Below are 20977 nucleotides of genomic sequence, written 5' to 3' on the forward strand. Positions count from 1 at the left end.
AAAAGTTTAGGGCCTTACGCAGTTGGACGATTTCTCGTGGGCTTCGCCCGCGAGAAATCGTCCAAAACCCAGAAATCTTATTGTAAGTGCGTAAGTCCTGAGGTTTGAGGAATCCAAGGTTAAAGTGCTGGAATGAGGCGGAGATCCTGAAATAACCAGCGGCGATCGCCCCATTGCCTTCCTCTATCTCTACCGCTCTTTCCCATGCTCAATTCTCTCGACACCATTACCCTCGGCATCCTCGGCAGCGGCATTGCGGGCCTTGCCACAGGTCTAGGCGCACTGCCCATTTTCCTATTTGAAAAAATTAGCAAGAACACCCAGGGCATCCTGCTGGGCTTTGGGGCGGGCGTAATGCTGGCGGCAACGGCATTTTCGCTGGTGATTCCAGGACTGGAAGCAGCAATGGAGCGGACGGGTAGCAACGCCTACGCTGCGCTGATTGTGTCGCTGGGCATCGGGCTGGGCGGACTCTTCCTCTGGCTGAGCCATCGCTATTTCCCCCACGAACATTTTTTCAAGGGGCGTGAGGGCAGCAGCGCCATGAACCTGAAGCGGGTGTGGCTATTTGTGATGGCGATCGCCATTCACAATTTTCCTGAAGGTTTGGCAGTTGGCGTAGGCTTTGGCGGCGACGATATTTCCAACGGCATTGCGCTAGCGCTGGGCATCGCCCTGCAAAATATTCCCGAAGGGCTGGTGGTTGCTATTTCGCTGCTGTCTGAAAATTACTCCAAGCCCAGAGCGCTATTCGTCAGCTTGCTCACAGGCCTAGTGGAACTGGTGGGTGGCATCTTGGGGGCGATGGCGGTTTCTTTGTTTTCAGCAATCTTGCCGCTGGCGATGGGCTTTGCAGCGGGCGCGATGCTGTTTGTCATCAGCGATGAAATCATTCCTGAATCGCACCGATTAGGCTACGAAAAAGCCGCAACTGTCGGCGTGATGGTGGGCTTTGTGCTGATGATGGTGCTGGATGTGACGGTTGGGTGAGGAGCGTTCGATAGTGGGGCGATGCCGCTCCCCAAAAGCGAAGGTGCTGCATGGACTAACCCACGCAACACCTCCCTACTAATTCGCAACTCTAGCCACCAATCAACCGGGCATTAGCCAATCAAGCATTAGTAGCGATAGCCACCGCCATAGCTGTTGTTGCTACCGGGCTTGTGAACGATGAAGCTCATCACCTGGCACTGCTTGATGTTGTCAAACGCCACCACGCGAATGTAGCAGTTCGGGAACTCTGAGCGGCACTGCTGCACCTCATTCAGCACTTCCTGCGGAGAAGTCGCGTTAAACAGGGGCAACTTCCACATCGTCCAGTAGTGCATCTCAGCCGCAGAGTCTTCGTTGAACTCAATGCACGGGAAATAGCCCTGATCGAGGGTGTACTGGATTTGACGGGCGATCTGCGCGTCGGTCAGTGGAGGCAGGTAGGAAAAGGTTTCGTACCGGCGCTCTTTCGGTAAAGTCTTCATGGATTCCTCTATTCTTCAGACGTTGAATCTTGTTCTGGATGCGTACTGGTAGCACCGGGGTCAAGCTGCGTCATTCGCTCAAGCTGCTCACAGCGTCGCTCCGTATTTGCCTGCTGAATGCCTGTACGGAGCATCTCTGGCAGAAACTCGGCAATCTCCTCAGCAATATGTTCTCGCACGGTCAAGATCCGAAAGGCAAGGGCCTGATCCTCTCTGAACAAAGCCTGGAGGTAGGCCTCGCTGTTTTCGATTCGTTCGCGGCAAGAAAATTCATGCAGCCGGAGGGCGCGGGGCGGATCAGTTTCACTAAGCTGAGCCATCACTGTCCGCATTGCCTGAAACGTCAGGTAGCTGATCAGCGTCTTGCTCGTATCTTTGGCGATCTGTTTGAGATCCATGCAGTTGACCCCAAAGGGGTGAAAGGTTGAACTCAGAGGAATAAAGAATGAGTGCTAATACTTATACCCTCAATTCATGGCTGAGAGCGTAAACCAAGCATCAATTCATTCCCTATTCCTCATCTGCCAGCCCTTCTCATCAGACGGTATCCACCGCCTCAAACTCGAACTTGATTTCCTTCCACAGTTCGCAAGCGGTAGCCAGCTCAGGCGACCAGCGGCAGGCTTCGCGGATGATGTCGCCACCTTCGCGCATTAGGTCGCGGCCTTCGTTTCGAGCTTGCAAGCAGGCTTCCAGGGCCACGCGGTTTGCCGTCGCGCCCGGTGCGTTGCCCCAAGGGTGACCCAGCGTACCACCACCAAACTGAAGCACTGCATCGTCGCCGAAGATTTCTACCAGCGCGGGCATATGCCAAACGTGGATACCACCAGAAGCAACTGCCATCACGCCAGGCATAGAAGCCCAGTCTTGGGTGAAGTAGATGCCCTTGGAGGGGTCGCGCTCGACGTAGTTTTCGCGGAGCAGATCCACAAAGCCGAGGGTAACAGCTTTGTCGCCCTCCAGCTTGCCCACCACGGTTCCAGTATGGATGTGGTCGCCGCCAGACATCCGCAAGCACTTTGCCAACACGCGGAAGTGCATCCCGTGGTTCTTCTGGCGGTCGATCACGGCGTGCATGGCGCGGTGAATGTGCAGCAGAACGCCGTTGTCGCGGCACCACTTGGACAGGGTGGTGTTGGCGGTGAAGCCTGCGGTCAAGAAGTCATGCATGATGATGGGCATGTTGAGTTCTTTAGCATACTCAGCCCGCTTGAGCATTTCTTCGCAGGTAGCAGCAGTCACGTTCAGGTAGTGACCCTTGATTTCGCCCGTTTCAGCCTGAGCTTTGTGGATGGCTTCAGCCACGAAGGTGAAGCGATCGCGCCAGCGCTGGAAGGGCTGGGAGTTGATGTTTTCGTCATCTTTGGTGAAGTCTAGACCACCACGCAGACACTCGTACACGGCACGACCGTAGTTCTTCGCCGACAGACCGAGTTTGGGCTTGATGGTGCAGCCCAGCAGGGGACGACCATACTTGTTAATCTTGTCGCGCTCAACCTGGATGCCGTGGGGTGGGCCCTGGAAGGTTTTCAGGTAGGCTACGGGAATTCGCAAATCTTCCAGACGCAGGGCTTTCAGCGCTTTGAAACCAAACACGTTACCCACAATAGAGGTAAGCATGTTGGTGACAGAGCCTTCTTCAAACAGATCCAGCGGATAGGCGATGTAGGCAATGAACTGGTTGTCTTCGCCGCGGACAGGTTCAATGTCGTAGCAACGACCCTTGTAACGATCGAGGTCAGTCAGCAAATCGGTCCACACCGTTGTCCAGGTGCCGGTGGAGGACTCAGCCGCAACGGCTGCGCCCGCTTCTTCGGGCGGCACACCGGGCTGGGGGGTGACCCGGAAGGCGGCCAGAATGTCCGTGTCTTTGGGCGTGTAGTCGGGGGTGTAATACGTCAGGCGGTAGTCCTTAACCCCAGCCTGATACCCAGCTTTTGCCTGGGTCTTGGTTTGCGAATAAGACATCGTTTCCCTTCCTGTGAATCACTGTTTTCAGAGCGTATGAAACCCTGCCCGTGTAAAACTTACACAGGCGACATACCGCTAGCTGCACTCTCAGCGCGTACTCTCAGACGCAGCGGACTGGCATTAACAAAGTCTTTATGTTCAGGGCAAAGGGTTGAACAGACTTGACGTTGAGCGACCTGCAAACTGCCCTGATCACGGGTTCAAGACAAAATATATCAGGGAATGAAACCGATTCAATAAGCTAAAAGTTGAAACTTCTTGGCCTCTCAATAACCTGCATTTATATTTCTAAAGGTTCTTAACTATTTTTTAAGATTTTTGGACACGGCAAGCGACTGCGAAGCCCTGCCATGCTCCAACTTAGCAGTGTACAAACGAGGCAGGTCAAAACCGGATGAGGACATCTGAGACGACAAGCCGTCTATTTCGTTACAACTCGTTATGATCGGATGGGATATCGCTTCCCGCTTTTTCGTCCTGAAGCTCCAGTTTGACAACGCGGGGCGGTTAAATGATTCGGTTGAAGCATTTTGCGATCGCCCTTCTGCACTTCCCAGATGATGCACCCAGATGATGCACGCCCCCTGCATTCCCCATGACGCATTCCCCCGCCAGCGATTTTTCCCCGTTTCCAGTGCCCGTGCAGCGGCGGCATCAAGATCCGTCTGGACTGTGGTCGCGGGTGTGGTCGGGGTCGGTGGTGCTGCATATTCTACTGCTGCTGGCGGTGCTGCCCTCGCTGAAGACTGCCGTTGAGCGGTCTAGAGGGGGAGGCGCGGCGACTCCGATTGAACTGATCGATGTGGGGGCGATCGCCCCAGACACCACTCCTGATCCTGCAACCGTGCCCGCTAGCCCTGTCGCCCCAGCCCCGGCTGAAGTGCCTGCCCCGCCCCCTGCTGCGACCCCAGCGCCGCCCCCTCTTCCGGTGGCCCCGCCGCCTGCGCCCGCTGCTATCCCGCCTGCGGTGCTTGCTCCTGCGCCCGTGGAAATACCACCGGCTAGCCCAATCGCGCCACCTCCTGTGGTGTCACCTCCAACGCCCATCCCAACCCCCACACCAACGCCCCAGCCGCCGTCGCCCGCCCCGGTGCAGCCATCGCCGTTCGTTCCGCCAGAGCCGCCGCCAGTTTTGGGGCGAGAGCCGTTGCCGCCTCCACGTCCTTTTCCTGAAGCGGGATCGCCTAGCGAGTCCACTGAGCCACCCTTCCCCACACCGGGACAAACTCCGACAGGGGACGGCAACCCGGTCAATAACCCCGGAGATGTGGCTGCGAATCCTGTCCCAGGCAGCGCCGCACCGGGCATCGACACACCTGCCAGCGGCCCAGACTCCGGCACGGGAGACGACCTGGGCGAAGTGGTGATTGGTCGCCAGCCCACGCCCACCAGCCTGACGCTGAGCGTGGCCGCAGTGCGGTACCTCTCGCCTGAGGACACTGCCGACATCCCCGAAGACAATGCCGAACTGCTGAACAGCCGCATCAGCGTCCTCGCCGACCCGACCCAGCCCAACTTTTGCCCACTTTTTCCGGACAGTGTGGCGGGCTTTGGCGCTCCCGTGACGCTGCGACTGGCGGTTGAGGCAGACGGGCGTGTGTCTCGTGCGGAGGTGCAGCAGCCCGCGCCCACAAACTATGCTTACACGCAACTGGTGCAATGCTTAGCACAGACGGGCTTGCAGTTTCGTCCGGCGCTGGATAGCGGGATTGCGCGTCCCAGTGACAATACGCTGGTGGAGGTGACGGTGGTGGGAGAGTGATAGAGCGGAAAGAACGAAGAATGAAAAACGAAGAACGAAAAACGAAAAACAGAACTTCTTCGTTCTTCCCTCTTCTCTCTTCGTTCTTCTTTTAACTACGCAACGACAACTTGCGGCAGCGGCTCTTGAACGGGGGGAAGGGTGCGGCCGACGACGGGGGCGATCGCCCTCACCTTTTCCACAATCGCCACCATGTCGTCTAGCGAGAGGGCCTGCCGCGCATCGGAGACAGATTTTTCGGGGTCTGGGTGGCACTCGATGATCAGCCCGTCGGCTCCAGCGGCGATCGCCGCCAAAGCGAGATTCGGCACCAGTTCGCGCTTTCCGGCGGCGTGGCTGGGGTCTACGATCACGGGCAAGTGGGTGATTTGCTTCAGCGCCACGACTGCGCCCAGATCCAGCACGTTGCGCGTATAGGTGTCGAAGCTGCGGATGCCCCGTTCGCACAGCATCACGTTTGGATTGCCGTGCGCCAGGATGTACTCTGCGGCCATGACGAATTCCTCAATGGTGGCAGCTAGCCCCCGCTTCAGCAGGATTGGCTTATCGACCTGGCCCAGCGCCTTCAGCAGGTCGAAGTTTTGCATATTGCGGCTGCCGATTTGCAGCACATCAGCGTAGGCGGCAATTTCTTCAATTTGGGAAACGGCCATGACTTCGGTAACGACGGGCATTCCCGTGCGATCGCGCACCGCCGCCAAAATTTCTAGCCCCTCGCGCCCCATGCCCTGGAAATCGTAGGGCGAGGTGCGCGGCTTGTAGACCCCGCCCCGCAGCGCCTGCACACCCGCCACCGAAAGGCGACTGGCAACAGCATCCATCTGGGCGCGGCTTTCGACGGAGCAGGGCCCGCCGATGAGGAGCAGTTCTGACCCGCCCGCCGAAACCCGGTCGGAAATCTGAATAATGCTACTGTGGCTGGGTTCGGTCTTGAGGGTCAGCTTTGCTTTTTGCATGGGAAGAATCTCCTGGTTAAACGTAAAAGATGAGAAGAGAACTAGACCGGAAACGGGAGCGAACCAAAATCCAAAATCCAAAACCCAAAATCCAAAACAAAAACCCGGAACCTCTAGAGGCCCCGGGTTGCACAATCGCGCATGACCAACTTACCCGGGGCGTTCCCTGGTCCAAAAAAAGTAAAAGTAAAAGTAGCGGGGCGTATGGCTCATGGGTTTGAACGTAAACGGATTGTGTAAGGAATACTGGCTGCTTAAGAAAGACCGCTTAAAATGCAAAAACCGCAGAGATTGCGCTCTGCGGTTCACCCAAGGTTCCAAGTCAAGCTGGACTCACCCCAGGTGAACCTTGCTAAACCAAAAGTAAAAGTAGCGGACTTGAATCGACATAACAAAGCCTGATTAACAAAGCCTGATAGCTGTAGAAATAGGTTGTTCAACGCAAGACATCTGAAAATGAAGTGCTTGCAAGTTGAACTCATTTCAACTTACCGCTAACTGTAACGAAGTTTGCAAAACCTCGTCAACCCCCAGCCTGAGAAATTTTGCCAAATTGTCAGGGTTTTATAGCCAGGATTTGAGGCTGCTAGGGATGTTACCTTATGTAAAGAAACGCTGACGCGCATCGCGTTTCCTGCCCAACCTCCAATCTTCAACTTCCAACCCTGAACTATGACAGCGGCGATCGCCCTTCAACACGTCACTAAGGTCTATGGCAATACGCCCGTCGTCAACGACCTGTCTTTTTCGATTCAGCCGGGGGAAATCTTTGGGCTATTGGGGCCCAACGGCGCAGGCAAGTCCACCACGATTCGCATGTTGACTACGCTGACGCAGATTACGAGCGGGCGCATCGAAGTGGCAGGCTACGACGTGGCGCGGCAGCCCGTGCTGGTGAAGCAGCAAATCGGCGTGGTGCTGCAACAGATGAGCGTGGATGTGGATCTGACCGTGTGGGAAAACATGGAATTTCACGGGCGGATGCACCATATTCCCAATCCCCGCCGCCAGCGCGAAATTGACCGCTGGCTGGAGTATGTGGAGCTGAGCGATCGCCGCAATGACCTGGTGAAAACCCTCTCCGGCGGCATGAAGCGCCGCTTGCAAATTGCCCGCGCCCTGCTGCACGAGCCGCGCATTTTGTTTTTGGACGAGCCGACCGTCGGACTCGATCCGCAAACTCGCCGTCGCCTTTGGGAAATCATCAAGGGGCTGAACCAGCAGGGCATGACGATTTTGCTGACGACGCACTATATGGAAGAGGTGGAATACCTCTGTGGCTCTAGCTTTGGCAGCTACGCCGTGCCAAACCACATTGGCATTTTGGACGGCGGCAAGCTGATTGCCCTGGGTACGCTGGAGGAACTGCGCCGCCAGCATGGGGAAGGGCTGGTGATGAAGCAAGCGGGCGATCGCTGGGATTACAAGTTCTTCCCCACGATGCAAGAGGCCCAGGCATTCTTTGAAGCACAGCCCCACAAAGCCGGGATGATGGTGCGTCCGTCCAATTTGGAAGATATTTTTGTGGAACTGACCGGACGCAATTTGGACTAGCTTCGACTCAGACTATTTCAGACTATTCCTCAAAGCATTCTTCAAGGTATTCCTCAAACCTCTTCTTAAATAAGCCCTTACTCAAGCCATTCCTCGAACCATTAGGGAACCAGCGCCAGACACGGCTCATCGTCTGGCACGCTGAGATCCACGCCCGGTTCACACAGATCCTCCGCCAGGGCCATTTCTATAGATTCCGTGTCGCGGATGGCTTGTTGCATCACCTGGCGGGCATCCCAGCCCTGGTCAATCAGCCGCAGCCAGCGCTGGGCCTCGTTGCCCTCCCGCAAAATTTTGTGGATCGGCTGGAGGAAGCAAGCAAAGCCGTGCTGCTTGGCCGTAGGCAGCGTTTCTGCGAGCAGCAGGTTCACCCAGTCCTGCGCCCGCAGCAGCCGACCGTCTTGCCAGTGGCGCAATTCTGCCTCCAGACTGTTTTGCGCGGCAGCGTCTTCATTGGCATCGATCAACGCGACTAAATCTGTCGCCCGCGTCGCGCTGGGCAGGTCGCTTTGCACCAGCGGGTCGAGGTCGGGGTTTTCCATCACTTGCATGATCCGGGCTTCTAGCAGGGCGCAGATCGCCAGCAGCGCCACCGGGTCGCTCACCAGGTCGCAGATGCGGAGTTCCAGTCGGTTGAGGCAATAGGGACGGCGATCGCCATTGGGGCGCACCGAACTCCACAGGTGGCGCACGTTTTGCATAGTGCCCAGCTTGAGCTGTTCATCCGTCCAGCGGATGTAGTGGGCGTGGCTTTCAAACAGGGGCACTTCGCGGGGCGTTTTGGGAAATACGCGCCAGCGGCTGGAATGATTGCCCGTCGGCTGGCCGTCTAGAAACGGCGAAGCGGCACTCAGCGCTAAAAACAGCGGGGCTTCGGCGCGGATCAGGCGGCAGGCCCGCATCAGCACCTCTGGATCAGCAATCCCCACGTTGATATGAACGCTGGCCGTCACAACCGTCGTGCCGTAGGTGCGCTCAATAAAGCTGTGATAGGGGTTGCCCGGATCGGAGCGGTGAAACTGGTCGCTGCCGCCCAGGGCCAGGGTGCTGCCCGGAATCAGGGTGTAATTACCCAGCCGCTTCAGAAACGACCGCAGCCGCAGACGGGGACGCACCAATTCGCACAGCAGCCGCTCATATCGGCAGAGCGGCGGGGTGGTGTATTCCACGTTGCGCGTGTCTGGCTCTCGCACAAACCCGTCTAGGGCAGCCACAATCTTGTCGGAGAACCCCACAATGTCGCCATCGGGCGTGCCTGTGTACATCTCGATTTCAAAGCCCTTCGACAGCATTGGGTCTGCTCCCAGCGTAATGTGCTTGCGTACTTTCCTCAGTTTAGGGGTTTGGGGTTCGGGGTTGGAGAGTCAGCCTGGAGTTTTCGGACTGGATCATACTGCTGCCAATCCTCAAAACCCCAAATCTGGCGGGATGGGGCGACTGGCGGGAAAGGGAAAGAGGCGCTGAAACTCTTGGTCGCGATCGCCCAGAGTTTCATAAAAGAAAAAGGCCACCCCAGCATAGTGGCGATCGCGCGTTTCCCTCACCTGCCGCTGAATTAGGCGAATCGGCGTGATGCGCCCCCTCAGCCCCGCCAAGATGCCAATACTGACAGGCAGATACTCCCGCGCCACCTGCACATCTGGTCGGTCTAGTTCCATCTCGAAGCGCCCCATGTCATTGCGATAGACCTGCACGATTAGCTCATCGACCAGGCCGCGCCGCTCCCAGGTTCCCCAGTCTTGCAAGTAGCGCTCGTAGGCAAACTCGCGGGGATTGGGCGATAGGGAAATAATCGCATCGGGGTTTCGCGCCTTCACCTCGGCCACGATGCGGCGAAACAGGCGAGTGATGTGGTTGGCTCGCCAGCGCACCCAGGCGGGGTCTTCGGGGTCGGCGGGCGGGTCTGCGCCGTTGTGTTCTGCCCGATAGAGCGCCACGGTGTAGGGATCATAGCCCATTTCCACGGGCATCCCAAAGTGGTCGTCTAGCTGGATGCCGTCTACCCGATAGCGCTCTACTACTTCCGCCAGCAGATTCACCATAAAGTCTTGCACGCCAGGATGGGCCGCGTTGAGCCAGACGCGGGGTTCGTTGCCCTGCATCCAGACCTGCGTGCCGTCCTGCCGCTGGGTCAGCCAGTCGGGATGCTGGGCCGCCAGTTCAGACCCCGCCGGAGCCATCAGCCCAAATTCAAACCAGGGAATCACCGCCATGCCCAGACGGCGACCTTCAACGACGACCTCGCCCAGCATGTCGCGCCCCTGCAAGCCGGGATAGGGATCGAGGGCAATGCCGAAGGTCGCTTGGGCGGTGGGGCTGGGGTAGAGGGTGTAGCCGCCGTTCCAGACGGTGGGATAAACCGTGTTGAAATGCAGGCGAGACAGGCGACGCAGCCCCACAACGAGGTTGCGGCTGGAAAACAGCACCTCGCTGTCGATATTGGTGAGCCAAACCCCGCGCAGTTCGACGGGTCTGAGATGGCTGGCGGGGTTCGCCTGGGCGGAGGTGGTGATTCCCAAAAGGGCGATCGCCCCTGCCAAAGCTGCCCGATATCCCCGTTGCCAGTGTTTCCAGCCGTTGCCCATAGGTGCTGTCTCTTCGAGTCTTTGAGTCGTGGATGGGGTGGGTGAATTGAAAAATCTTGCAGAATCCTACCGCAGGTTTACTTTGCGTCCATCCAGTTTTGCCCCGCGTGCATTTCCACCTTGAGCGGCACTTTCAGGTCAACGGCGGACTCCATCGCGGCGCGGATTTGCGGCTGCAAGTCGTCCCACTCGTCGGGATGCACTTCAAACACCAGTTCATCATGCACTTGCAGCAGCAGGTTGGCCTGGCGACCCGACAGCAGGTTGTGCAGCCGGATCATGGCAAGCTTGATGATATCGGCGCTAGACCCCTGGATCGGTGCGTTGGCGGCGGCGCGAAGCAGTTGGGCATCATATTGGTCGCGCAGGCGAATTTTATTGATGTCGATATCGCTGGGGTTTTGTCCTCGCAATGCCTTCAGGTTCTCGCTGCCAAAGTTGAAATAGCGGCGGCGACCGAGGATGGTTTCCACATACCCGCGGGCGATCGCCTCTTGCTGCATCTGTTGCAAATAGCGGAACACGCGCGGATAGCGCTCATAAAAGCGCTCGATAAACGTCTTTGCCTGGGCCTGGCTAAAGCCCGACTCTCGCGCAAATCGCTGTGCCCCCATGCCGTAGATCACGCCAAAGTTAATCGTCTTGGCCATGCGCCGCTCGTCGGGGGTCACCTTGTCTTTTTCAAACAGCAGCCGCGCCGTCAGGGCATGAACATCTTCGTTGTTCTGATAGGTTTCAATCAGGATTGGTTCTTCGCTCAGGTGCGCCAGGATGCGGAGTTCAATTTGGGAGTAATCCGCCGCCACCAGCAGCCAGCCTTCTGCGGGAATAAACGCCTTGCGAATCTGGCGGCTAAACTCCGTCCGCACCGGAATGTTCTGCAAGTTGGGATTCGACGACGACAGCCGTCCCGTCGCCGTAATCGTCTGGTTGAAGTCGGTATGCACCCGCTGCGTATCGGGGCGCACCAAGCTGGGCAGCGCGTCTACGTAGGTCGATTTCAGCTTCGACAGGGTGCGATGTTCTTGGATTAAATCCACCACCGGATGGTCGCCCTGGAGCTTTTCCAGTGTAGACGCATCCGTAGAGTAGCCTGTGGCCCGCTTTTTGGACTTGCGCTTGTCCAGCCCCAGCGTGTCAAACAGCAGCACGCTCAGTTGCTTGGGCGACCCCAGGTTAAAGGTTTGCCCCGCTGCTTCGTAGGCCTGCTCCTCGATCCGCTTTAGGTCTTGCTCCAAGGCTTTGGAAAACGCCTTGAGATAGTCTTGATCGATGCGAACGCCCGTGTATTCCATCTCTGCCAGCACGGGTTCGAGCGGCTGCTCCACGGTTTCCAGCAGTTCCGTCTGCCGAGGAATTTGCGCCAGCTCTGCCCGCAGCTTGGGGACGAGGTGAAACACAGAGTAAACATCCGTGCCGCAGTAATTGGCAACTTTGGGAATGGACACCTCCGCAATGGTTTTGCCCTTGGGCACCAGATCGTCGTAGCTCTGGGCGTTCAGGTTCAGATACTTGCGCCCCAGATCGGTCAGATTATGACTGCCTTCGGGGTTCAGCACATAGCTGGCCAGCATCGTGTCAAACACCACACCCGCCAGGTGAATGCCCTGACAGCGCAGAACCAGCCGATCGAACTTGGCATTTTGCAGGGCTTTGGGATAGTCCGCACTCTCCAAAATCGGGCGCAGCGCCTCCAGCACTATTGCCGCGTCCAAGTTTGTTCCCTGGGTGTGCCCGGTGGGAATGTAGGCCACGTCCGCCTCGCCCGGCCCCCAGCAGCAGCCAATTCCCACCAGCACGGCATCGCGGGGTTCCAGGGCGGTCGTTTCTGTGTCCCAGGCGACGGGCGCGGCGGGGTCAGTGCAGGCTTGCAGCGTCTTCACCAGGGCGCTGAGCTTGTCGGGCGTGTCGATGATTTGCGGCTGGACGGGCGTGGTGGCGTAGCCCTGGAAGGTGGCAGTGTCTTCGGCGCTAAAGAACCAGAGATCGTCGTCTTCGGAGGGGGCTGGGGTGCTGGAGCGCTGGGGCGCTGGGGCGGCGTTTGGGGCACTAAGCTGCTGGGTCGCGCCATCACTAGAAAACTGGCTGTGGAGCTTTTGCAGGCGGTTAAGAAAGGAGCGGAATTCGAGTTTTTCTAAGAGCGGGACGACATCGGCATCGTCGAAGGCTTGCAGCTTGCAGTCTTCTGGGCGGAGGGCGAGGGGCACGTCCAGGTGAATTTGCGCCAGGTATTGCGAGTGCAGGGCAGCATCGCGGCCCTCTTCTAGCTTTTTGCGGACGGCGCTTTTGATGCGGGGGTCGTCGAGGTGGCTATAGATTTCTGCGAGGGAGCCAAAGTCGGTCAGCAGAGAAACGGCGGTTTTGTCGCCGATGCCCTTGACCCCAGGAATGTTGTCAGAAGCGTCGCCGCAGAGGGCTTTGTAATCCACCACCTGCTGCGGCGTGATGCCCATTTTATCTTTCACCTGCTGCGGGCCGAACTCGCGGGGCGGGGGTGTGCCTTTGCCGAAGGTGGTGCTGAGGTAGAGGACGGTCAATTGCTCGTCGTCGATGAGCTGAAACAGGTCGCGATCGCCCGTCAGCACCTTCACCCGAAACCCGTCGGCCACTGCCTTGCGGCTGAGGGTGCCGATTACGTCGTCGGCTTCGTAGCCCGGAACCGCGATGACGGGCAGCTTTAGCGCCTGCAAGAGTTCCTGCAAGTTGGACAAATCGGGCAGAAAATCTTCTGGCGCGTCGGGCCGTCCTTCTTTGTAGGTCTGGTCGGCTTCGTGGCGATAGGTTGGCTCGCTGGGGTCAAAGGCGATCGCCACATAGTCCGGCTTTTCCTGCTCCATCGTGTCCAGCAGCGCCTTCATAAACCCGAAGGAAACGCTGGTGGGAATGCCCGTTTTGGTTCGCAGCCCGCCGTCGCGGTTTTTGGCATGGGCGTAGTAGGAGCGGAAGGCGAGGGAGTGGCCGTCAACCAGGAGGAGCGTGGGCATGGGGTGGGTTACTCTTCTGCGTCGAGAATCTTTTTAGCTTCTAGCAGATCTTTCATGTGAACGTCTGTGGGCACGGGGTAGTGCAGATCGAGTTGTGAGAGGCGATCGCCAATAATCTCCGCCACCGCCAGCCGCGTAAACCACTTGTGGTCCGCAGGAATAATGTACCAGGGCGCGTGTTCGGTGCTGGTGTGGGAAAACATCTCCTCATAGGCCCGCATATAGTCGTTCCAAAGCCCCCGCTCCTTCACATCCGCAGCGGAAAATTTCCAGTTCTTTTCTGGCCGCTCGATGCGTTCCAGAAATCGCTTTTTCTGCTCTTCTTTGGACACATTTAGGAAAAACTTGAGGACAATAATGCCGTTGTTCACCAGATATTTTTCAAAGTTATTAATCTCCTCAAACCGCTGCTTCCAAATATTTTTCGTCAGCGCCGATTTGGGCAACTGCTGCTTTTGCAAAATTTCGGGATGCACCCGCACCACCAGCACTTCTTCATAGTGCGATCGGTTGAAGATGCCGATTCTTCCCCGCTCTGGCAGCGCCTTGAAGGATCGCCACAAGTAGTCATGGTCGAGTTCCTCATCCGACGGTGCTTTAAAGCTGTAGACCTGGCAACCCTGGGGATTGACACCCGACATGACGTGTTTGATGGTGCTGTCTTTGCCCGCCGCATCCATAGCTTGAAAGATTAGCAGCAGCGCGTAGATATTTTGGGCGTAGAGGACATCCTGATATTTTGCCAGCCGCTCTACGCCTTTTTTCAGCTTTTCCTGCGCTGCGGCTTTGTCGGTATAGTCGCCAGTGTAGCCAGGGTCATAGTCTTTTTTTAAAGAAACTTTTGAACCGGGTTTGACAAGAAAGGGATCGTGATTCATAGCCTATAAAAACCAGCTAAAAAAAATTAAAAAACTAGCGCGAACTGCGGGCGATCGCCCTTGCAATTCTCCACTTACCCGCCTTAAACGCCTTAAGCCTGACGAGTCTTGAAATTATACAGGCAGCGCCCCCGTTTGACCTGAAGGCTTACAGCTTTGTTGCATTCTTGATCCAAAATCGCTGATCTGTAACATCAATGTTCCTGAGCAGCGCCACGAATGAAATGACTGGAGGCCCCATAGACAGTTGACTAGCAAACCAAAATCCAAAATCGATATACTCTTGACTGCCGAACCCCTGTGTTTGGCAGCCCCTTGCTCTTGGCAGCATCGCTGATTCTTGACCATAATCATGTACAGAAATCCTGTGCCAGGATTCCCGTCCAGCGGCGTAGCAGCGAAATCTTTTGCGAATTCCTGGGCAGGATAGTGTGAACGTGTGGAATGAGGAGCGTGTTATGCATTGGAATCAACCAGACTGGCGATCTGGACGGAATAGCCCGCGATGGATCAGATCGCGAGGGGGCAGGGGGGTGTCAAGTGCGCTGGTGCTGGGGGCGATCGCCCTCCTTTCCTCTCCTGCTGCCAGCCAACCCGCCGCGGAAGCCTATCCCGTTTCCACCAGCGGCCCGACCTCCGGTCAAGCGATTCCTGCCGCTGCTCCCCTGCCGATTTATTACAACACAACGCTGCCGGAGCTACCGCCGCTGTGGGATGTGGAGCAGTTCACGCCCGCACCCCGCACCAAAGCGACCCATCTCGTCCTCAGCATCAGCCAGCGGCGCGTGTTTGCTTACCAATACGACACCGTGTTGGGCAGCTTTCCCGTCGCCGTCGGCAAGCCCAGCACGCCCACGCCGACGGGCGAGTTCACCATATTTGAAATGATCGAAGACCCGACCTGGCAAAATCCCTGGACAGGGGAAATTCGCCAGCCAGGAGCAGACAGCGCCCTGGGCTTACGCTGGATTGGCTTTGCAGAACTGCCCAACGGCGTGATTGGTTTCCACGGCACGCCGACGGTTTCCTCTATCGGGCAGGCGGCATCCAACGGCTGCGTCCGGCTGCGAAACGAAGACGTGCTGGCGCTCTATGCCCTGGTGGAAGTGGGAACGCCCGTGCGCGTAGAGCCGTAATCCGCCATCGCATCGCCTTAGGAGCCTGAACTCGCCAGCCCCTCCTCTAGCTTGAGCGGATTGGCGCGGCTAAATCGCCAGGGCAGGATGATCGCCGCGACGGTCAGCCCCAGGGCTAGCCCCCACCACAGACCGACCGCTCCCAGTCCTGCCTGGATACCCAGCCAGTAGCCGCTGGTCAGCCCTACGCCCCAGTAGGCAAGCAGCCCAATCAGCATGGGCACTTGCGTATCCTTCAGTCCCCGCAGTGCGCCCGTCGCCGTGACCTGGATGCCGTCTACCAGTTGGAACATCGCCGCCACCCAGAGCAGCTTTTTGGCAAGTTCTACCACTTCCCGATTAGCCGGGTCGCGCACGTCGATATAAAGCGACACGATGGTTTCTGGCATCAGCCAGAAAATCAGCGCCATGATGGCCATAAACAGACTGCCCATGCCAATGCCCAAGTATCCCGCCAGCTTGGCCAAGGGAAACTGGCGCTGGCCCAGGCGTTGACCCACGAGGACGGTCGTGGCAAAGGAAATCCCTAGCGGAATGGTGAACGTGACGGCGGCCGTTTGCAGCGCCACCTGGTGGGCCGCCAGCGGCACAGTTCCCAGTTGCCCGATCAGAACCGTGGTGACGGTGAACAGGCCCACCTCGATGGCAGCCAGAATGCCGATGGGTAGCCCAATTCGCACCAGTTCTCGAAACAGCTTGGGGTCAAACCGATGCAGATGGCTCAGGAGGGCGTAGGGACGCAGCGACGATTGCCGCAGGATGTAGAGGGCGATCGCCCCAAACATGCTCCACAGCGAAATTGCGCTGGCCCAGCCGATGCCCGCCAGCCCCAACTGCGGTAGCCCAAATTTGCCCAGCGTCAGTGCATAGTTCAGCGTCATGTTGAGCAGCATTCCGCCCAGCATGATCAGGATGATCGGCCGGGGGCGCGATAGGGCCGACACGGTGCTTTTCAGCGCGGCAAAGCCCACACCGGGGAGATAGCCGAGGGCGATCGCCCGCAAGTAGGGCCGCCCTAAATCCAGCATCTCTGCCGATTGCCCCGTGCGGCTCAGCACCGCGTCGCCGTGCCAGATCAGCACCGTCATAGGAAAACTCAGCAGCAGCGCCAGCCAGAGGCCCTGCCGATTTACCGCGCCGACCCGCTGCGGATTGTTCGCCCCGTAGGCCTCCGCCGCCAGCGGGCTGACCGCCGCCACGATTGCCCCGCCTAGCAGCAGCAGCGCCACAAAATAGGTCGCACACAATCCGCCCGCCGCTAGCGACTCGCTGCCCAGCCGGCCCATCATCACCGTATCGACAAAGCCCGTCGCCGACTGCGACAGTTGCGCCCCTGCCAGCGGCAGCGCCAGCCAAAATAACTCCCGCGATTCGGCTGAAATCGTGTTTTTCGTAAACCAGGGTTTCATAGGTTTGAGAGATTTGGGTGTCAGAGATTCGGAGATTTTGGAAATTGCGGAGATTTTGGAAATTGAGGAAATTCTGGAAATTTCAAAGTTGGGGAGGTCGAGCGATGGCCGCCGCCGCGTGAATAGAAACCGGGAAGAGTTGGGCGCAAGCGTTAGGACTGAAGGCCCCGATCCATGACGCTTGCGTTTCCGTCTCCCAGCAGCCTACCAGCGATGAATCGGTGGCACGATGCTGCGGGCAGTGTGAGTCGAGCGGCTAGAGGGGCGATTGTACCGAGATTCCAACCAGGCGCGGAGTTCTGTGCCCGTGTGGCAGCGGACGCGATCGCCCGTCACCGGGTCATGGGCACACCACCAGCTTTCCCCATTGCGATCGCGCTCGAACCAAACACGCGGTTCGCCAGGGTCGCCTGCATAGCTCAGGAGAGGACTCAATAGATGATCCAGCAAGCCGTCCCAGAGCCTTGCCCAGCGAGATCTGCGGGAACAACTGCCGTCAATTGCCAGACTGGTTGCAGAACCCGGCTTCGGCTCTAGGTCGCCGGGTTTATGAATCGTATTCATGAGAAAGACTCCAGGGGTGAATGGTGAGATGAAGGGGCGACTTTGGGCACGGTGCAGCAAAAGCCAGCTTGCCTGCCCATTGCCGTAGTTAAATCGGGTCAAACCTCAAACCGGGTCAAACCATCGCCATCCGTCGAGGGAAATGCTGATCTGCCCCCTCAGAGGAGGCAAAATCAGCAGGTTGGAGCCTGGGCAAACGCCACTAGGGCGATCGTGCTGCGGAGTTGTAGAACGTATCAGGAACGTCTTGTGGGCACTGCATGTGCTGCGAAACCTAGCTCACGCTGCGGTGGCAAGGCTCGACCAGCGACGCGCCAGAGGTAACCCCGATGCGGCTGGTAAAGGCATCAACCAGAGTTTGAACGGGAGCGGACATTAGGGCATGGGCCAGGGCGATCGCCCGCTTTTGGCAAACCAAACCCACCTTGCCCGTTCCAACAACTGTTCCAGTAACCGTTCCGACAAGTGTTCCTATAATCGTTCCGGCAACTGCTCTAGCAACTGCTCTAGCAACTGTTCTGGCAACTGCCCCAACGCCGATTCCTCAACCGCCCGCCTGTAAACCAACCTGCGGGCACGATGGATGAAGCGCCAAACCGTGTCTAAAACCGGAAGCCAATGCAGGTCAGAGAAGCCTCTAGACCTGGCTAAATCTTGAAGTCGCCTGAGGGGACGCAGGGCCCAGCGATCCCAAACAAAACGCTGAACCGTTGCACGGACTATTCACGGACTATTCGCGGGCTATCCGCAATGGGCAAACTCCTCCGCGCCCTTTAGCCCAGAGGCTTTGAAAAGGGCTTTGGAAAAGCTTGCTGCGCCCCAGCGGCCGCTTCGTTGCATCAGCAGCCCCGGCTGCATTCCGCGTGGGGGGCTGAGCAACTGCCGCAGAATGGGCAACTGCCGCAAAATCTGAATAATCAGAAAGATCTGAACCTTAGTCTGGAGACGTTGGGCCTGGCCGGCGACAAAAGCAACCACAACGACTCGGATATTTGGAATGGTACGAACGCCGCTGTGTTTGAGCATCTGCTTTGCCTCCTCTAGCCAAGCTGTCAGAAGTGTCGTGCCTATCGTAGGGCGATCGCCCTGATCCTTACCTCACCTACTTGGCTCACCCGATTGGGTGAACGGGAATCAGGTAAAGGGGGACGGCGTAGAATAACCCGCAGAACCATCAATTTTTTCCTGGGGCCAACTCAAGAAAGCTCAATAGTTTTGATGTCTGAAATCCCCTGGCGCAGCCGTTGGGGCAACTGTGGGGAACGACGGATTGCTAAAATAAACCCTTGGGCGATTAGCCCAATTCTCCACCCCAAGCTAGTTCTCAACCTCTAACCCTGAGCCATGCCCACATCGGAACGTCGCCTACTGCTGGATTTTGAAAAACCCCTGGTCGATCTGGAGGAGCGTATCAAGCAAATCCGTGACCTGGCAGAGGAAAGTGAGGTAGACGTGTCCGATCAGATTCAAAAGCTAGAGGAGCGGGCCGATCAGCTCCGGCAGGAGATTTTTCAAAACCTGACCCCGGCGCAGCGGCTCCAGGTGGCGCGGCATCCTCGCCGACCCAGCACGCTGGACTATATTCAGGCCATGACCGATGAATGGATCGAACTGCATGGCGATCGCCTGACGGGGACAGACGATCGGGCGCTGGTGGGCGGCATTGGGCGGCTGGACGGACGGCCCGTGGTGCTGCTAGGGCATCAAAAGGGGCGCGACACAAAAGACAACGTAGCGCGAAATTTTGGCATGGCCTCGCCGGGGGGCTATCGCAAGGCAATGCGGCTGATGAACCACGCTAATCGGTTTGGGATGCCCATTCTGACGTTTATCGACACGCCGGGGGCCTACGCGGGGCTGGAGGCAGAGCGGCTGGGCCAGGGGGAGGCGATCGCCTATAACCTGCGCGAAATGTTTCGACTGGACGTGCCGATCCTCTGCACTGTCATCGGCGAGGGCGGTTCGGGCGGGGCGCTGGGCATTGGCGTGGGCGATCGCCTGATGATGTTCGAGCATTCAGTCTACACGGTCGCCAGCCCCGAAGCCTGCGCCGCCATCCTGTGGAAAGACGCAGCCAAATCGCCCCAGGCGGCCGAGGCGCTACGGATTACCGCCCAAGATTTGAAACAGCTTGGCATTCTGGATCAAATCTTGCCAGAGCCGCTGGGCGGGGCCCACGCCAACCCGCTCCAGGCCGCCGCCACCCTCAAGGCCGCCATCCTAGAAAACCTGGCCCAGCTTGATAGTCTCACCAACGCCCAGCGGCGCGACCTGCGTTACCAAAAGTTTCGCAAGATTGGAATCTTTCAGGAGATGTCGGCTTGAGCGAGTGGAAGGAGTTGGGGTGGCTGAACTGATAGCATCAGCCCCTCGATTTCTAAATGGGCCTTGAGCCAGACGGCAGGACGGATTTGCCCACTGCTCCCTTTGACCAAATCAGTTAGCGTAGCAGAGGAAATTGGTCGAGTCCGGTTTATGAGTGTTAAAATCAAACCCGTAACATTTTTTAATATTTTGGAGCCGATTCTGGTGTGTAGCGCTTAATACTCGTTAATAGGGCCCTGTTTCGGTCATGCTAATCATAGGCATTAGGGCTTGGCTTTGACTTCGATAGAGTCACTGCTTGTAGATTTGGTCTGGCTTCTGAACACTCGCCGTGCGATCGCCCCACCGCAATGCCTGATGGCACGGATTAGCCAGATGCCGCCCGATCAAAGACCCACGCCAGACTTAAACTCAGGACTCTTTGACGCTAGCGATCCGGTTTTCTAACTTTTTTAACTCCCCTGCTAACCAAACTGTTTTTAACCAATCGTTCTTTTAATCAACCGCTTCATACCGCTGCTTGGAACTGGAGTTTCTCCCAGTTCGCTACCCATCTGCGATTTTAAGTTTTGGCTACAGGCTGGCTTAACCATTGGTTTTTTCTATTCCGTTCACGCTGGTTCATCAGTTCAGGATTTTACTCATGTCTCACGTTCTTCCCACCCGCGCCCTGATCACCGGAGCCAGTCGGGGCATTGGCGCAGCCACGGCGATCGCCTTTGCCAAAGCGGGGGTAAACCTGGCCCTGGTTTCCCGTTCTGCCGACTCCCTGGAATCAGTCGCCGCAGCGGCCCGCGAGCTGGGTGTAGCGGCAGACACATATCCCATCGATCTGGAAGCTTTGGATCAGGTCGCTGAAAAAATAGGGGCGATCGCCACAGCCAGCCCCATCGACATTCTGGTGAACAACGCTGGAATCGGCTACACCGGAGACTTGCTGACGACTCCCCTCGCCGACTGGCAGCGGGTGATTAATCTCAACCTCACCAGCGTCTTTCAGTGCATCCAGGCTGTACTGCCAGGAATGCGCGATCGCGGCCAGGGTGTGATTATCAACATCGCCTCCATCGCGGGCTATCACGCTTTTCCCGGATGGGGAGCCTACAACGTCAGCAAGGCGGGGCTAATTGCCCTATCCAAAACCCTGGCAGCCGAGGAGCGCTCCCACGGGATTCGCGTCGTCACCTTTTCGCCCGGCTCGGTCAACACGCCAATTTGGGACACCGACACGGTGCAAGCCGACTTCGATCGCTCTCGTATGCTCACTGCCGACGTGGTTGCCCAGTCGATTGTGCATACTGCCCTGCTCCCCCCTGGTGCAGTGATTGAAGAAATCACGCTGGTTCCCAGTGCGGGAGCCTTGTGAAGATCCGAACCA

Annotated in this window: 18 protein-coding genes; 6 read left to right on the forward strand and 12 right to left on the reverse strand. The window is 57.6% G+C overall.

Features of this window, described 5'->3' with window-relative positions; genetic code table 11:
* Nucleotides 1–204: 204 nt before the first annotated feature.
* A complete protein-coding gene (locus HNI00_RS11320) occupies nucleotides 205–990 on the forward strand; it encodes a ZIP family metal transporter (RefSeq protein ID WP_316793373.1) in 786 nt (261 codons plus the stop codon).
* Between the two features lie 128 nt (nucleotides 991–1118).
* Here HNI00_RS11320 and HNI00_RS11325 read toward each other — a convergent pair whose 3' ends face one another.
* From HNI00_RS11325 to HNI00_RS11335, 3 genes are all read right to left on the reverse strand, one after another.
* Entirely contained in the window at nucleotides 1119–1475 is a 357-nt protein-coding gene (locus tag HNI00_RS11325) for a ribulose bisphosphate carboxylase small subunit (protein ID WP_172355935.1), read from the reverse strand.
* Nucleotides 1476–1483: 8 nt separating this feature from the next.
* Nucleotides 1484–1873, reverse strand: a complete 390-nt coding sequence (gene rcbX / locus HNI00_RS11330; protein ID WP_316793375.1) for a RuBisCO chaperone RbcX — start codon at nucleotides 1871–1873, stop codon at nucleotides 1484–1486.
* A 139-nt stretch (nucleotides 1874–2012) separates the two neighbouring features.
* The gene (locus tag HNI00_RS11335) at nucleotides 2013–3443 is read right to left on the reverse strand and encodes a form I ribulose bisphosphate carboxylase large subunit (protein WP_172355939.1); all 1431 of its coding nucleotides are present in this window, start codon (nucleotides 3441–3443) and stop codon (nucleotides 2013–2015) included.
* A gap of 598 nt (nucleotides 3444–4041) precedes the next feature.
* Between HNI00_RS11335 and HNI00_RS11340 the strand changes: the two genes are divergently transcribed.
* Entirely contained in the window at nucleotides 4042–5208 is a 1167-nt protein-coding gene (locus tag HNI00_RS11340) for a hypothetical protein (RefSeq protein ID WP_316793377.1), read from the forward strand.
* Between the two features lie 95 nt (nucleotides 5209–5303).
* On the opposite strand, the gene aroF is transcribed toward HNI00_RS11340, so the two are convergent.
* The gene (gene aroF / locus HNI00_RS11345; protein WP_316793378.1) at nucleotides 5304–6164 is read right to left on the reverse strand and encodes a 3-deoxy-7-phosphoheptulonate synthase; all 861 of its coding nucleotides are present in this window, start codon (nucleotides 6162–6164) and stop codon (nucleotides 5304–5306) included.
* A gap of 672 nt (nucleotides 6165–6836) precedes the next feature.
* Here aroF and HNI00_RS11350 point away from each other — a divergent pair.
* Complete coding sequence (locus HNI00_RS11350) at nucleotides 6837–7718, forward strand: ABC transporter ATP-binding protein (RefSeq protein ID WP_316793380.1); 882 nt, start codon at nucleotides 6837–6839, stop codon at nucleotides 7716–7718.
* 101 nt (nucleotides 7719–7819) lie between these two features.
* Here HNI00_RS11350 and gshA read toward each other — a convergent pair whose 3' ends face one another.
* The 4 genes from gshA to HNI00_RS11370 all read right to left on the reverse strand — a co-directional run bounded on the left by gshA (nucleotide 7820) and on the right by HNI00_RS11370 (nucleotide 14165).
* Nucleotides 7820–9010, reverse strand: coding sequence for a glutamate--cysteine ligase (gene gshA, locus HNI00_RS11355; protein ID WP_297075151.1), 1191 nt, complete (start codon nucleotides 9008–9010; stop codon nucleotides 7820–7822).
* 114 nt (nucleotides 9011–9124) lie between these two features.
* Nucleotides 9125–10303: a glycoside hydrolase family 10-like protein gene (locus HNI00_RS11360; protein WP_316793383.1), complete on the reverse strand. Its 1179-nt coding sequence runs from the start codon at nucleotides 10301–10303 to the stop codon at nucleotides 9125–9127.
* 77 nt (nucleotides 10304–10380) lie between these two features.
* Nucleotides 10381–13287 (reverse strand): DNA polymerase I, encoded by a 2907-nt coding sequence (polA, locus tag HNI00_RS11365; protein ID WP_316793384.1) that lies wholly within the window; start codon nucleotides 13285–13287, stop codon nucleotides 10381–10383.
* An 8-nt stretch (nucleotides 13288–13295) separates the two neighbouring features.
* Nucleotides 13296–14165 carry a polyphosphate kinase 2 family protein gene (locus HNI00_RS11370; RefSeq protein ID WP_277775236.1) on the reverse strand — a complete coding sequence of 290 codons (870 nt, stop codon included), beginning with the start codon at nucleotides 14163–14165 and terminating at the stop codon, nucleotides 13296–13298.
* Nucleotides 14166–14698: 533 nt separating this feature from the next.
* Here HNI00_RS11370 and HNI00_RS11375 point away from each other — a divergent pair.
* The gene (locus tag HNI00_RS11375; protein WP_316793385.1) at nucleotides 14699–15301 is read left to right on the forward strand and encodes a L,D-transpeptidase family protein; all 603 of its coding nucleotides are present in this window, start codon (nucleotides 14699–14701) and stop codon (nucleotides 15299–15301) included.
* Nucleotides 15302–15318: 17 nt separating this feature from the next.
* Here HNI00_RS11375 and HNI00_RS11380 read toward each other — a convergent pair whose 3' ends face one another.
* From HNI00_RS11380 to HNI00_RS11395, 4 genes are all read right to left on the reverse strand, one after another.
* Entirely contained in the window at nucleotides 15319–16710 is a 1392-nt protein-coding gene (locus tag HNI00_RS11380) for an MATE family efflux transporter (RefSeq protein ID WP_316793387.1), read from the reverse strand.
* A gap of 204 nt (nucleotides 16711–16914) precedes the next feature.
* A complete protein-coding gene (locus tag HNI00_RS11385) occupies nucleotides 16915–17274 on the reverse strand; it encodes a hypothetical protein (RefSeq protein ID WP_316793389.1) in 360 nt (119 codons plus the stop codon).
* Nucleotides 17275–17548: 274 nt separating this feature from the next.
* Nucleotides 17549–17698 (reverse strand): hypothetical protein, encoded by a 150-nt coding sequence (locus HNI00_RS11390; RefSeq protein WP_316793390.1) that lies wholly within the window; start codon nucleotides 17696–17698, stop codon nucleotides 17549–17551.
* Between the two features lie 317 nt (nucleotides 17699–18015).
* Complete coding sequence (locus HNI00_RS11395; protein WP_316793391.1) at nucleotides 18016–18300, reverse strand: hypothetical protein; 285 nt, start codon at nucleotides 18298–18300, stop codon at nucleotides 18016–18018.
* Between the two features lie 318 nt (nucleotides 18301–18618).
* On the opposite strand from HNI00_RS11395, the gene HNI00_RS11400 reads away from it, so the two are divergent.
* A complete protein-coding gene (locus HNI00_RS11400; protein WP_068508945.1) occupies nucleotides 18619–19599 on the forward strand; it encodes an acetyl-CoA carboxylase carboxyltransferase subunit alpha in 981 nt (326 codons plus the stop codon).
* A gap of 643 nt (nucleotides 19600–20242) precedes the next feature.
* Complete coding sequence (locus HNI00_RS11405) at nucleotides 20243–20965, forward strand: SDR family oxidoreductase (protein WP_297080535.1); 723 nt, start codon at nucleotides 20243–20245, stop codon at nucleotides 20963–20965.
* The last annotated feature ends 12 nt before the right edge of the window (nucleotides 20966–20977 follow it).

This window comes from Thermoleptolyngbya oregonensis NK1-22, assembly GCF_032705245.1.
In the GTDB taxonomy this organism is placed as follows: domain Bacteria; phylum Cyanobacteriota; class Cyanobacteriia; order Elainellales; family Elainellaceae; genus Thermoleptolyngbya; species Thermoleptolyngbya sichuanensis.